At 69.5% G+C, this 12,172-nt stretch carries 13 protein-coding genes and 2 riboswitches; of the genes, 10 read left to right on the top strand and 3 right to left on the bottom strand.

From position 1 onward, the window contains the following. Positions 1-19: 19 nt before the first annotated feature. Entirely contained in the window at positions 20-1,081 is a 1,062-nt protein-coding gene (gene cobW / locus ACO07Z_RS19250) for a cobalamin biosynthesis protein CobW (RefSeq protein ID WP_421700183.1), read from the bottom strand. Positions 1,082-1,194: 113 nt separating this feature from the next. Further along, a riboswitch (cobalamin riboswitch) is annotated at positions 1,195-1,399 on the bottom strand. A 64-nt stretch (positions 1,400-1,463) separates the two neighbouring features. Further along, a riboswitch (cobalamin riboswitch) is annotated at positions 1,464-1,682 on the top strand. 32 nt (positions 1,683-1,714) lie between these two features. Here cobW and ACO07Z_RS19245 point away from each other — a divergent pair. The 6 genes from ACO07Z_RS19245 (at position 1,715) to ACO07Z_RS19220 (ending at position 5,792) form a co-directional block, all read left to right on the top strand. Next, positions 1,715-1,897 (top strand): CbtB domain-containing protein, encoded by a 183-nt coding sequence (locus ACO07Z_RS19245; protein ID WP_421700182.1) that lies wholly within the window; start codon positions 1,715-1,717, stop codon positions 1,895-1,897. 17 nt (positions 1,898-1,914) lie between these two features. Further along, entirely contained in the window at positions 1,915-2,628 is a 714-nt protein-coding gene (locus ACO07Z_RS19240; RefSeq protein ID WP_421700181.1) for a CbtA family protein, read from the top strand. Then, positions 2,625-3,146 carry a bifunctional adenosylcobinamide kinase/adenosylcobinamide-phosphate guanylyltransferase gene (gene cobU / locus ACO07Z_RS19235; protein WP_421700180.1) on the top strand — a complete coding sequence of 174 codons (522 nt, stop codon included), beginning with the start codon at positions 2,625-2,627 and terminating at the stop codon, positions 3,144-3,146. The genes ACO07Z_RS19240 and cobU overlap by 4 nt, the downstream gene beginning before the upstream one ends. Continuing rightward, the gene (gene cobO, locus ACO07Z_RS19230) at positions 3,143-3,763 is read left to right on the top strand and encodes a cob(I)yrinic acid a,c-diamide adenosyltransferase (protein WP_421700179.1); all 621 of its coding nucleotides are present in this window, start codon (positions 3,143-3,145) and stop codon (positions 3,761-3,763) included. Before cobU ends, cobO begins: the two co-directional genes overlap by 4 nt. Before the next feature lie 123 nt (positions 3,764-3,886). Then, positions 3,887-4,111: an NINE protein gene (locus ACO07Z_RS19225; protein ID WP_244375471.1), complete on the top strand. Its 225-nt coding sequence runs from the start codon at positions 3,887-3,889 to the stop codon at positions 4,109-4,111. Between the two features lie 190 nt (positions 4,112-4,301). Next, positions 4,302-5,792, top strand: a complete 1,491-nt coding sequence (locus ACO07Z_RS19220) for a cobyric acid synthase (RefSeq protein ID WP_421700178.1) — start codon at positions 4,302-4,304, stop codon at positions 5,790-5,792. A gap of 86 nt (positions 5,793-5,878) precedes the next feature. Here the strand turns inward: ACO07Z_RS19220 and cbiB are convergent, their stop codons facing one another. Further along, positions 5,879-6,859, bottom strand: a complete 981-nt coding sequence (gene cbiB / locus ACO07Z_RS19215; protein WP_421700177.1) for an adenosylcobinamide-phosphate synthase CbiB — start codon at positions 6,857-6,859, stop codon at positions 5,879-5,881. Positions 6,860-7,033: 174 nt separating this feature from the next. Here cbiB and recQ point away from each other — a divergent pair, with 174 nt between their 5' ends. The 4 genes from recQ (at position 7,034) to tmpT (ending at position 11,603) form a co-directional block, all read left to right on the top strand. Next, complete coding sequence (recQ, locus tag ACO07Z_RS19210; protein ID WP_421700176.1) at positions 7,034-8,872, top strand: DNA helicase RecQ; 1,839 nt, start codon at positions 7,034-7,036, stop codon at positions 8,870-8,872. A gap of 241 nt (positions 8,873-9,113) precedes the next feature. Continuing rightward, a complete protein-coding gene (locus tag ACO07Z_RS19205) occupies positions 9,114-9,659 on the top strand; it encodes an SRPBCC family protein (protein WP_421700175.1) in 546 nt (181 codons plus the stop codon). 260 nt (positions 9,660-9,919) lie between these two features. Next, on the top strand, positions 9,920-10,909 hold the full coding sequence (locus ACO07Z_RS19200; RefSeq protein ID WP_421700174.1) for a YncE family protein: 990 nt from the start codon (positions 9,920-9,922) through the stop codon (positions 10,907-10,909). 55 nt (positions 10,910-10,964) lie between these two features. Beyond that, positions 10,965-11,603: a thiopurine S-methyltransferase gene (gene tmpT, locus ACO07Z_RS19195; protein ID WP_421700173.1), complete on the top strand. Its 639-nt coding sequence runs from the start codon at positions 10,965-10,967 to the stop codon at positions 11,601-11,603. 54 nt (positions 11,604-11,657) lie between these two features. On the opposite strand, the gene ACO07Z_RS19190 is transcribed toward tmpT, so the two are convergent. Next, complete coding sequence (locus ACO07Z_RS19190) at positions 11,658-12,113, bottom strand: hypothetical protein (RefSeq protein ID WP_421700172.1); 456 nt, start codon at positions 12,111-12,113, stop codon at positions 11,658-11,660. Positions 12,114-12,172: the final 59 nt, after the last annotated feature.

Here is a 12,172-nt window from a genome sequence, read left to right as displayed (position 1 = left end):
CCGGATGCCAGCCACGCGTTCACGCCGCCACGCTCTCGCCGGCCAGGATCGCCTCCACCTTGGCGCGGTCGAGCCCCTTCAGCCCGATGGCGACGAGGCGCCCGGTGCGCTCGGCGTCGCCCCAGGGGCGGTCGAAATGATGCGCCACGCGCGGGCCCACCGCCTGCACCAGCAGCCGCATCTTCTTGCCGGCGACGGGCAGGAAGCCCTTCACCCGCAGCACGTCCGCCTCCTCCGCCGCCCGCGCCACCCGGGCCGCAAATTCCGCCGGATCGGCGATTTCGGGCACCGCGACGACGAAGCTGTCGAAATCGTCATGGTCGTGGTCGAGTTCGTCATCGTGATGCGTCTTGCGGTTCTCGATGTCGTTCTCGGTGCCGACGCCAAGCCCCATAAGGATCGCCGGGTCGATCCGCCCCTCGGTCACGCTCACCACCCGCACGCCCTTGGGCAGTTCGGCGTCGAGCGCGGCGCGGGCCTTGGCCTGCCCGGCGACATCGATCAGGTCGGCCTTGGTAAGGATGACGAGATCGGCGCAGGCGATCTGGTCGTCGAACACTTCCTCGATCGGGTCGTCATGGTCGAGGCTGTCATCGGCGGCGCGCTGGGCGGCGAGCGCGTCGTGGTCGTGCGCCACGCGGCCGGAGGCCAGCGCCTCGCCATCCACCACCGCCACCACGCCGTCGACCGTCACCCGGCTCTTGATCGCCGGCCAGTGGAAGGCCTGCACCAAAGGCTTCGGCAGCGCGAGGCCGGAGGTCTCGATCAGGATGTGGTCGACCTTCGGCTCCCGGGCGAGAATGGCGTCGAGCGCCGGCACGAAATCATCCGCCACGGTGCAGCAGATGCAGCCATTGGCGAGTTCGACGATGTTCTCCTCCGGGCAGGTGTCGATGCCGCAGCCCTTGAGGATGTCGCCGTCGATGCCGACATCGCCGAACTCGTTGACGATCACCGCCAGCCTCTTGCCGCGGGCATGCTCCAGCACATGGCGGATCAGCGTCGTTTTCCCCGAGCCGAGAAAGCCAGTGACGATGGTGCAGGGGACACGATCGAGGGCGGTGCGGAAATCGGTGGTCATGCGGCATCTCCACGGGCAACGGATTCGCGGGATGCGTCGGTCGCGGGGAGGAATCCCCGCGCGAAGCCGCGCCGTGGCGCGTCTCTGCCTGTCTGCCGGGCACCCCGCCGGCACGCACGACCGGACCGCCGGCAGGTCTCCTGGCTCGCGGGTCGCCGCCTCGTCGCCGCCTTCCCGGAGAGGTCTCCAGTGGCTTCCGGCTGAGGCTCGCCGCTTACAGTTGCGGGGGCAGCCGCGGAATTGGAGCCCGAGAGCCCCGCACCGCATTCCCTCTTCGTCCCTCCCTGGCGGGAGGAAACCGTCGGTCGCGGCCACTAAAGGAGCGTGACGGGGGAAAGTCAAATGCCACGCACCCCGTGATTGCCCCGTGCGGATTGCGCGCTATAGTCGGGCCGTCGTCGGTTCCCGTGACACGCACGGGACGCAAGACGGGAACGCGGTGGGGCGAAAACCTTCTCGAAGGTGGACGCCGAATCCGCGGCTGCCCCCGCAACTGTAAGCGGCGAGCCCTCCTCCATTGGCCACTGGCGGCAACGCCGGGAAGGCGGAGATGGGGCCGTGACCCGCGAGCCAGGAGACCGGCCGGCGACGCAACCCGTAACGGCCCTCGGGTGGAGGGTCATGGAGACCGCTATGCAGAACCACAACGGCGCCACCGCCGCCTCTCAGGATTCGCCCGCCTCGCGCGCCCTTGCCATCACCTTCGCCGCCCTGCTGGGCGTGTTCGTGCTGGGCGGCGTGGGCTTCTCCCACATCGACGCCATGCACAATGCGACGCATGACGTGCGTCACGCCAACGCCTTCCCCTGCCACTGACCGGGGGAGGTTCTCTGATGTCGCTTTTCAGGACGATTCTGTTCGTCGCCGCCCTCGCCGGCATCGGCGCGGGGCTGGTCGGCGCCGCCATCCACCTCTTCACCACCGTACCGCTGATCCTCAAGGCTGAAACCTTTGAGGGCGCGGGCGAGGCCGACCCCGCTGCAGCGGCGCCGGCGCATGAACACGCGCCCGGTACCGCCGCCCATGCGCATGACGGTGAGGCATGGGAACCGGCGGACGGGCTGGAACGCAACGGCCTCACCCTCGTCTTCTCGCTGCTCACCGGCTTCGGCTTTGCGCTGCTGCTGGTGGCCGCCAGCGAGGTGAGCGGGGGGCTCGCGGGCTGGCACCAGGGCCTGCTCTGGGGTCTCGGCGGCTTCGCGGCGTTCACCCTCGCCCCGGGCCTCGGTCTGCCGCCGGAACTGCCGGCCATGCCGGCGGCCGATCTCGCCGCGCGGCAGATGTGGTGGATCGCCACCGCGGGCGCCACGGCGGGCGGCCTTGCTCTGCTGGCCTTCGGCCGCACGCCGCTTCTCGCCGTGCTCGGCGTGGCGCTGATCCTCGCGCCGCACGCCATCGGCGCACCGCAGCCGGAAAGCCATGAGAGCCCGATACCGGAGGCGCTGCACCACAGCTTCGTGGTGGCCAGCATCGCCACCAGCTTCGTGTTCTGGGTGCTGCTGGGCAGCCTGGCCGGCTGGCTTCGCCCGCGCTTCGCGACCGCGTGAGCCGGGCGCTCACCCTCGTCCTCGGCGGCGCGCGTTCGGGCAAGAGCGCGTACGCCGAGGCGCTCGTCACCGCCCTGCCCCCGCCCTGGTGCTACATCGCCACCGCGCAGGCCTGGGACGACGAGATGAAAGAGCGCATCGGCGAGCACCGTGCCCGCCGCGCGGAGGGCTGGCAGACGCTCGACGCCCCGCACGACCTCGCCGCCACGCTTGCCGCGCTGCCGCCCGGCCGGCCCGTGCTGGTGGATTGCCTCACCCTGTGGCTGTCCAACCGCCTGCTGGCGGAGGCTGAGCTTGCCACGGAATCCGCCGCGCTGGTCGCGGCGCTCGCCGCCCATGACGGGCCGATTGTGGCCGTCTCCAACGAGGTCGGCCTCTCCATCGTGCCGGACAATGCGCTGGCCCGCCGGTTCCGCGATGCGCAGGGACGGCTCAACCAGATGGTCGCCGCCCGCGCGGAGCGCGTGGTCTTCACCGTCGCCGGCCTGCCGCTCTATGTGAAAGGAAGCGCCCCATGAGCGACATCTCCCCCGAGGAGGCCGCCCGCCACCGCGCCAAGATGGAAAAGCGCAAGGCGGTGCAGGACGCCGAAGTGGCGGAAAAGACCGTCGAAAAGGGCCTGCTGCTCGTCCATACCGGCCCCGGCAAGGGCAAGTCGACCGCCGCCTTCGGCCTCGCGCTGCGCACGCTCGGCCAGCCGGACGGGGCCAGGGTCGGCGTCGTCCAGTTCATCAAGGGCGCGTGGGATTCCGGCGAGCGCCGGGCGCTGGAAAGCTTCGGCACGCGGGTGGAATGGCATTCCATGGGCGAGGGCTTCACCTGGGAGACGCAGGACCTCGCCCGCGACATCGCGTCCGCCCGACGCGCCTGGGACAAGGCGCGCGAGATGATGGACGACCCCGCCTTCGGGCTGGTCATTCTGGACGAGCTGAACATCGCCCTGCGCTATGACTATCTCCCGCTGCCGGAGGTGGTGGCAGCGCTCAGCGCCCGGCGGGAGGGGCTGCACATCGTCGTCACCGGCCGCAACGCCAAGCCGGAGCTGATCGAGGCGGCCGATCTCGTCACCGAGATGGGGCTCGTGAAGCACCATTTCAAAGCCGGGGTGAAGGCGCAGAAGGGCATCGAGTTCTGATGCGCGGCCGGTCGAAATCGGCACGCGGGCCGTGGCGGCGATCTCGCAATTGCGCAGCGTCATTCCTATGTGAGACACGACGCCGGCTGTTGCGGCGTGGTTCTTTCATGGAGAAACGCTTCGATGCGTTCCACCCCCATCGCCTATCTGTTCTGGTGCTTCGGCCTGATCGGCGTGTGCGGCATCCAGCGCTTCTACACCGGCCGCTACTGGACCGGCGCCCTGTGGCTGCTCACCGTCGGCCTGCTCGGCATCGGGCAGATCATCGATCTGTTCCTCATCCCCGGCATGGTGCGCGAGGCCAATCTGGAACGCCGCGTCGACTATCTCGAAGCACGGCGCGGCTGAGGCCGGCCGCCCCCTCATCCTCGGGCTTGACCCGGGGATCCACGACTTATGCGGGCCTTGCTGTTGCGGGCCTTTCTTTCCTCTCCCCGTCGGGGAGAGGTCGCCCGCACAGCGGGTCGGTGAGGGGCCTCCCGGCCTATCGCCCGGCAGCCCCCTCACCCCATCCCTCTCCCCGTCGGGGAGAGGGCGCATGACCGCCCCCCGTTCTCCCCTCGCCCTCATGTTCCAGGGCACCGGCTCGGATGTCGGCAAGTCGCTGATCGTCGCCGGCCTCGCCCGCGCCTTCACCCGGTGCGGGCTCATCGTGCGCCCGTTCAAGCCGCAGAACATGTCGAACAACGCCGCCGTCACGCCCGATGGCGGCGAGATCGGCCGCGCGCAGGCGCTGCAGGCCCGCGCCGCCGGGGTCGCCCCTTCCGTCCACATGAACCCGGTGCTGCTCAAACCCCAGAGCGAGATCGGCGCGCAGGTGGTGGTGCAGGGCCGGGCGCAGGGCACGGCGAAGGCGGCGGACTATCAAAAGCTCAAGCCCACCCTCATGGCAGCCGTGCTGGACAGCTATGAGCGGCTGCGGGCCGAGGCCGACCTCGTGCTGGTGGAAGGCGCCGGCTCGGCCTCCGAAATCAATCTGCGCACCAACGACATCGCCAATATGGGCTTCGCCCGTGCCGCGAATGTGCCCGTGGTGCTGATCGGCGACATCGACCGCGGCGGCGTCATCGCCAGCCTCGTCGGCACGCGCGCCGTGCTGCCGGAGGACGACGCGGCGATGATCCGCGGCTTTCTCGTCAACCGCTTTCGCGGCGACCCCACTCTCTTCGCCGCCGGCATGGAGGCGATCGCCGCCCGCACCGGCTGGGAAGCGCTTGGCCTTATCCCCTTCTTCCCCGAGGCCCGCCGCCTGCCGGCGGAGGACGCGCTGGCGCTCGACGCTCCGACGCTGGCGAAGCCGGGCGCGCGGGTGAAAATCGCCGTGCCGATCCTGCCGCGCATCGCCAATTTCGACGACCTCGACCCGTTGGAGGCCGAACCGGGCGTCGACGTCGTGCGCGTGCGCCTCGGCACGCCGCTGCCCGCCGATGCCGCGCTCATCCTGCTGCCGGGCTCGAAATCCACCATTGCCGACCTCACCGATTTCCGCCGCGAGGGCTGGGACATCGACCTTCTCGCGCATATCAGGCGCGGCGGGCGGGTGCTCGGCCTGTGCGGCGGCTACCAGATGCTGGGGCGTTCGCTGGCGGACCCCGACGGCGTCGAAGGCCCGCCCGGCACGCTGCCCGGCCTGGGCCTGCTCGATGTCGAGACGGTGCTGTCAGGCGAAAAACGGCTGGTGGCCGTCACCGGGTCAGCCGGCGGCGCACCCTTCTCGGGCTATGAGATGCATATGGGCGTGACCGAGGGCCCCGGCCGCGCCCGCCCCTTCGCGCAGATCGACGGCGCCGGGCCGGAAGGCGCGGTCTCCCCGGACGGGCGGGTGATGGGCACCTACGCCCATGGCCTGTTCACGGATGACCGCCAGCGCGCGCACTGGCTCAGCACCCTCGGCGCGCCGCCGAGCGGGCTCGACTATGAGGCCGGCGTCGAAGCCACCCTCGACGCCCTGGCCGCGCATCTGGAACGCCATGTCGATCTCGACCGGCTGCTGGCGATCGCGGCCAACGTCCCTCATGCCCGGGCCTGACCGGGCACCCAGTGACCGGGAGCGCCGGCACCCTCTGGGTCCGCGGGTCACGCCCGCGGATGAGGGCGCGGAAGGAAAGCCCGTCCTCACCACCCCCACATGACCAGCGCCAGCCCGGCCACCAGCGCCAGCATCACCGCATCCGCCGCGCGGTAGAGGGCGAGCGCGCGGCGGATATCGGCGGCGGTGCAGTCATAACGCCCACCCTCGCCCATCAGCCCGTCAACGGAAAGCCTGCCGCCATAATGGCGCGGGCCGGCGATGGCGATGCCGAGTGCACCGGCCATCGCCGCCTCCGGCCAGCCGGCATTGGGCGAGCGGTGGCGGCGGGCGTCGCGCATCATCGCCCGCCACGCCCGCACGGGCGAGGCGCCCGGCACGAACAGCGCCCCGGCGACGATCAGCAACCCCGCCAGCCGCGCGGCCGGCAGGTTGATCAAATCGTCGAACCGCGCCGAGGCCCAGCCGAAATGGAGGTGCCGCGCGTCGCGATGGCCGATCATGCTGTCGGCGGTGTTCACGCCCTTGTAGATCGCCGCGCCCGGCAGCCCGCCCACCGCCATCCACAAGGCCGGCGCCACCACCCCGTCGGAATAGTTCTCCGCCAGGCTCTCGATCGCCGCCCGCGCCACCCCGGCCTCGTCGAGCTTGTCCGGGTCGCGGCCGACAATGTGCGACACCGCGCGCCGTCCCTCTTCCAGGCTCACTTCCAGCCCATCCGCCACCGCCGCGACGAACTGGTAGAGGCTGCGCTGCGCCAGCAGGCTGGAGCCGGCGAGCCCGGCCAGCAGCAGGCCGACCACCGGCACACGCAGCGCCAGCCCCTGCACCAGCAGCCCGGCGCCGCCGCTCACCGCCACGATCAGCACCAGCGCCCCCACCCCGGCGAGGCGCCGCTCGCGCGGCGGGGCGGCGTCGCGGTTGACATGGCGGTCGAGAGCGCCGATCAGCCGGCCGATCCACATCACGGGATGGCCGATGCGGGAGAGCAAAAACGAGGGATAGCCGAAGGCGACCTCGAACAGCAGCGCCGCCAGGGTTAAACCAAGAGTAAGGTCGAGGCTCATCGCGAGTGATTCTCTGGCAACTGATTCTCCCGGAAGGGGTGGCTGTCGGTCTCAGCGGGCCGCCGCCGCGACCGACGAATCCCCCGGGGCCGCGCGGCCACCATTTCCGCCCGCGCGGTCGCCATCAAGACCCATGACGCCCAAGGGCATCCGAAACGGACGACGACGCACGGAATGAATATCCCCGTCACCTCATCGCACGGCATCCTGCCGCCTCATATCGAGGAGGCGAAGCGGGCGCGGCTCGCCGAGGTGTTCGGCTTCGACCGTTTCCGCCCCGGCCAGCAGGAGGTGGTCGATTCCATCCTCGCCGGCGTGCCGACGCTGGCGGTGATGCCGACCGGCGCGGGAAAATCCCTGTGCTACCAATTGCCGGCGCTGGTGAAGGGCGGGCTCTCCATCGTCGTCTCGCCGCTGATCGCGCTGATGGACGATCAGGTGAATGCGCTCAAGCTACAGGGCGTCGCCGCCGAGGCCATCCACTCGGGAAAATCCCGCGAGGAGAATGTCGCGATCTGGCGCCGTGTGGCGGCGGGCGAAGTGCGCCTGCTCTATCTCGCCCCCGAACGCCTGCTCACCGAGCGCATGCTGGCGGCGCTGTCGCGCTTCAAGCTCGGGCTGGTGGCGGTGGACGAGGCGCACTGCATCTCGCAATGGGGCCATTCCTTCCGCAATGAGTATCTCGGCCTCGGCCGGCTGCGCGAGATCTTCCCCGGGCTGCCGCTGGTGGCGATGACCGCCACCGCCGACAAGGCGACGCGCGACGACATTGTCGAGCGACTGTTCGGCGGGCAGGCGCGGGTCTTCGTCTCCGGCTTCGACCGGCCGAACATCTTCATCGGCGTCGAGGACAAGAAGGACCCGGCGCGGCAGATCGAGAGCTATGTGCGCGCCCGGCCGGGGCTTTCCGGCATCATCTACCGCATTTCGCGCAAGAAGGTGGACGAGACCGCCGAGCGGCTCGCCGCCACCGGCATACGCGCTTTGCCCTACCATGCCGGCATGAGCGCGGAGGCGCGCGCCGCCAATCAGGAAATCTTCCTCGCCGAGGACGGGGTGGTGATGGTCGCCACCGTCGCATTCGGCATGGGCATCGACAAGTCGGATGTGCGCTATGTGCTGCATGCCGACGCGCCGGGCACGCTGGAATCCTATTATCAGGAGATCGGCCGCGCCGGCCGCGACGGCCAACCCTCCGAAGCGCTGCTGCTCTATTCCGCCGGTGACATCGCCACCCGCCGCCGCTTCCTCGACGAGGAACCCTCCCCGCCCGAGCGCAAGATGGTGGAAGCCCGCCGGCTCGACGCCATGGTCGGCTTCTGCGAGGCAGTGACCTGCCGGCGCGCCGTGCTGCTGGGCTATTTCGGCGAGCGCGCCAAGGCCTGCGGCGCCTGCGATGTCTGCCGCGATCCGCCCAAGGTGATCGACGCCAGCACCGAGGCCCAGCTGGTGCTGCGCCTCGTGCGTGCCACCGGCGAGCGCTTCGGCGCCGCCTATCTCGCCAGCGTCGTCACCGGCCAGCGCACGGATGCGATCTGCGGGCGCGGCCATGACAAGCTCGCCGATTTCGGCGCCGGCGGCGACAAGCCGGCGACGGAATGGCGGGCGCTGCTGCGCCAGCTGGTGGCCACCGGGGCGCTACACGCTGACCCTACCCGCTTCGGCGCGCTTACCCTCACCGAGACCGGCCTCGCCGTGCTGAAGGGCACGCGCGCCTTCACCCTGCGCGCCCCGGCCAAGCGCTCGCGCGAGCGCTTCGCCCGGTCCGACAGCGGGGCGGAGCTGGCCCCGGCCGAGGCGGCGCTGCTCGGCAAACTCAAGGCGCTGCGCCGCGATCTCGCGGCCGAGCGCAACGTGCCGGCCTATGTCGTCTTCGCCGACAAGACGCTGGAGGAGATGGCGGTGGAACACCCGCGCACGCGCAGCGAGCTCGCCGGGGTCAAGGGCGTCGGCGCCGCCAAGCTGGAGGCGTTCGGGGCGGCGTTTCTTAAGATTCTCAAAGAATTCTCTTAAGAAATCCGAAGAATTCGACCCGGGAAATTTTCCACGCGCAAGAGAGTTCACGAACGGCGAATCCCTCCCTAGACTGGTGGCCAACGGACGCAAAAGTCCGGAATGCACGTAGGGTCTGGTCCGATCAGGTTGAATCAACCCGATCGGGGAATCAGTCTCTAAACTATTGATAGAGAACGTTTTACCGAGCGGATTGCGCGGCAATCCGAGCGGAACGTGCTCTGGCTCCGGGATGGAAACGATGAAGCTTCACCTTTTTGCCGCGGCGCTGGCCGCCACCTCTCTGCTCGCGACCCTGCCGCCCGCCGCCGCGCACGGCCCGACCCGCCAGAAGATCTCCGAGAAGATCGAGATCAACGCCCCGCCGGAGAAGGTGTGGGCCGTGGTCTCCAACTTCCAGGATGGCGGCTGGATTCCGGTGGTCGCCAAGACCGAGGGCACGGGCGGCAACGCCCCCGGCGCCAAGCGCACCCTCACCCTGAAGAACGGCGCCACCGTCGAGGAAGAGGTCGCCAAGCTCGAGCCGGAGAAGATGACCCTCATGTACCGCATCGACAAGGTCGACGTGGCGGTGCTGCCGGTCACCAATTATTCCTCCTGGCTCGTCGTCACCCCCGCCGATGACGGCAAGAAGTCCGAGGTCGAGTGGCGCGGCGCCTTCTATCGCGGCTACCCCAATAACGACCCGCCGCCGGAGCTGAACGACGAAGCCGCGATCAACGCGGTGACCGGCCTCTACAAGGCGGGGCTGGAAAGCCTGAAGAAGCAGATCGAGGGCGGCAGCTGAGCACTGGCTCCGACAGGGCGGGCGGGATGGTTGCTCGGGACCCACCATCCTTCGAGGCCGGCCTTCGGCCGGCGCCTCAGGATGACGGTGCACGATGTGGCATCGGCATCCTGAGAGCAATGAAACGGCCGCTCGGCGTTCGACCCGCTGCCCCTCCGCACGCTTCGAGGCTCGCGAAGCCTGCCCTCGGGCCGGCCGGAGGCAAGGGCCGAGGGCGCGCGCCTCAAGATGACGCGACTCTCACGGAGCGTCGTCATCCTATGGAGCGTCGTCATCCTGAGGTGCCCGGCAAAGCCGGGCCTCGGAGGATCCTCGCCTGGTGCGCCCTCCTCGCCCTCCTCGCAGCCTCACCCGCTCGCGCGGATGAGGCCTTCATCACCTCGCAGCCGGCCGAGACGCTCTCCGTCGTCGATCTCGCCAGCCGCAAGGTCGTGGCAACCCTGCCCATATCCGGCAAGCCGGCCGGCATCGCGGTGAGTCCGGACGGCGCGCGCGCCTTCGTCACCGCGCCGGACGGCAAGACGCTGACCATTGTCGACGCCGCCAGCCGCACCGTCACCCACCGGGTGGACCTCGGCGGCGGGCCGCTCGGCGTCGCGGTTCATCCCTCCGGCAGCCCGGCCTATGTCGCCGACTGGTACCTGCACCGGATCAAGGCGGTAGACGCGGCGAGCGGTGCCGTGGTCGGCGAAGTTGACGTCGGCCAGTCGCCCTCCGGCCTTGCGGTGACGCCGGACGGCGCGCTGCTGGTCTCGGCCGACCGCGATTCCGACGCGGTGAGCCTCATCGACACGAAGACCCTGACCCGCCTCGCCTCCATTCCCGTCGGTGCCCGCCCCTTCGGCGTCACCATCGACGCGACGGGCGCGCGCGCCTACACCGCCAATGTCGCCTCCAACGATGTGAGCGTGATCGATCTCGCCGACCGCAAGGTGGTGGCGCGCGTGAAGGTCGGCGCGCGGCCCTATGCGGTGGCGCTGGCGAAAGGCCGGGCCTTCGTCACCGACCAATATGATTCGACCGTCACCGTGTTCGATACCGACACCCTGAAGACGCTCGCCACCATTCCCGTCGGCGACTATCCCGAGGGCATCGCGGCGAGCCGCGACGGCGCCTTCGTCTATGTCGCCTGCTGGGAGGCCAACACGCTGGAAATCATCGACGCCGCCACGCTGAAGGTGGTGGAGACGATCCCCGTCGCCGATGGCCCGCGCGCCTTCGGCGCCTTCCTGCGCCGGACGGGCGATTGAGCCACCCGCCCGGCCGGGTCTAGGATGCCGGCCCGCGTCACAGGAGGGCACCGCCATGGACCCCGATTTCTGGCACAAGAAGTGGGAAGCGAACGAGATCGCCTTCCACGAGAGCGAAGCCCATCCGCTTCTGGTCCGGCATTTCTCCGCGCTCGGCCTCGCCCCCGGCGCGCGGGTGTTCGTGCCGCTCTGCGGCAAGAGCCGCGACATGAACTGGCTGCTCGGCCATGGCCATGACGTCGCCGGGGCGGAGCTGAGCCGCCTCGCCGTCGAACAGCTGTTCAGCGAACTCGGCGTGACGCCTGAGATCACCGAGATCGGCCCGCTGGAGCGCTTCGCGGCGGAAGGCATCACCATCTATGTCGGCGACATCTTCGACCTCACCCGCGACGTGCTCGGCCCGGTCGATGCCGTCTATGACCGCGCCGCGCTGGTCGCGCTGCCGGAGGCGATGCGGGCGCGCTATGCCGGCCATCTCGTGCATCTCACCCACAGCGCCCGGCAATTGCTGATCACCTTCGACTACGATCCGCTGCTCACCGTCGGCCCGCCTTTCTCCGTCAACGAGCACGAGGTGCGCCGGCACTATGGCGCGGCCTATCACGTGACCCTGCTGGAAAAGCACCCGCTCAAGGGCGGGCTGCGCGGCAAGGAGCCGGTGGCCGAGGAAGCGTGGAAGCTGGAGCGGCGCTGACCGCCCGTTCCCCCTAATGCTCGGGCGTGACCCGGGCAGCCTGGCCGGGCGTCGTCAGCCTTTGCGCAGGGCTTGCTTGAGGTGCTCGAGGGGCGCGTTAGGGAATGGATGGCCCCACTGCGCTGCGTAGCCATCCTCACCATGCGTTGCACGAAGTTGCTGCCCTGCCGCGAGGACCGCACCTGCAAAGGTACGCAAGCGGCAGGTGGCATCAAAAGACAAGCACCCTGTCGGATCGGTCTCACGGGCGAACGGTTCGTCATAACTGACGATCCGAATGTTGAGCCGGTCGCCGGCGGGTGTGAGACGCCAGCGGTATGTCCCGGGTTCATCGTTGAAGATCGCGGTCTCTACGCTCCCATTCACGATCATGCTCAGCGTGGCACGAACGATTTCATCGAACGCATCGGAAAGATGTGAGGCCCGCATGAAGAGATGCGCGCCATCGACATCGATCTGACACTCGGCCCAGCCCTTGCCATTCAGAACGTAGGAGAAAGCGACGCCCATCCTGAGAAGCTAGATCATCGCGCGACATGCGCAACGGCACAGACGCGCCCATACCCGGA

The sequence above is a fragment of the Ancylobacter sp. genome, from assembly GCF_965229075.1.
Taxonomy (GTDB): domain Bacteria; phylum Pseudomonadota; class Alphaproteobacteria; order Rhizobiales; family Xanthobacteraceae; genus Ancylobacter.
This window is presented reverse-complemented; position numbering and strand designations above follow the sequence as displayed.

Bases quoted from the DNA above. Each gene is read 5' to 3' on its own strand.
- cobW (WP_421700183.1), bottom strand. From the start codon at position 1,081: ATGACCACCGATTTCCGCACCGCCCTCGATCGTGTCCCCTGCACCATC.
- ACO07Z_RS19245 (WP_421700182.1), top strand. From the start codon at position 1,715: ATGCAGAACCACAACGGCGCCACCGCCGCCTCTCAGGATTCGCCCGCC.
- ACO07Z_RS19240 (WP_421700181.1), top strand. From the start codon at position 1,915: ATGTCGCTTTTCAGGACGATTCTGTTCGTCGCCGCCCTCGCCGGCATC.
- cobO (WP_421700179.1), top strand. From the start codon at position 3,143: ATGAGCGACATCTCCCCCGAGGAGGCCGCCCGCCACCGCGCCAAGATG.
- ACO07Z_RS19225 (WP_244375471.1), top strand. From the start codon at position 3,887: ATGCGTTCCACCCCCATCGCCTATCTGTTCTGGTGCTTCGGCCTGATC.
- ACO07Z_RS19220 (WP_421700178.1), top strand. From the start codon at position 4,302: ATGACCGCCCCCCGTTCTCCCCTCGCCCTCATGTTCCAGGGCACCGGC.
- cbiB (WP_421700177.1), bottom strand. From the start codon at position 6,859: ATGAGCCTCGACCTTACTCTTGGTTTAACCCTGGCGGCGCTGCTGTTC.
- recQ (WP_421700176.1), top strand. From the start codon at position 7,034: ATGAATATCCCCGTCACCTCATCGCACGGCATCCTGCCGCCTCATATC.
- ACO07Z_RS19205 (WP_421700175.1), top strand. From the start codon at position 9,114: ATGAAGCTTCACCTTTTTGCCGCGGCGCTGGCCGCCACCTCTCTGCTC.
- ACO07Z_RS19200 (WP_421700174.1), top strand. From the start codon at position 9,920: ATGGAGCGTCGTCATCCTGAGGTGCCCGGCAAAGCCGGGCCTCGGAGG.
- tmpT (WP_421700173.1), top strand. From the start codon at position 10,965: ATGGACCCCGATTTCTGGCACAAGAAGTGGGAAGCGAACGAGATCGCC.
- ACO07Z_RS19190 (WP_421700172.1), bottom strand. From the start codon at position 12,113: ATGGGCGTCGCTTTCTCCTACGTTCTGAATGGCAAGGGCTGGGCCGAG.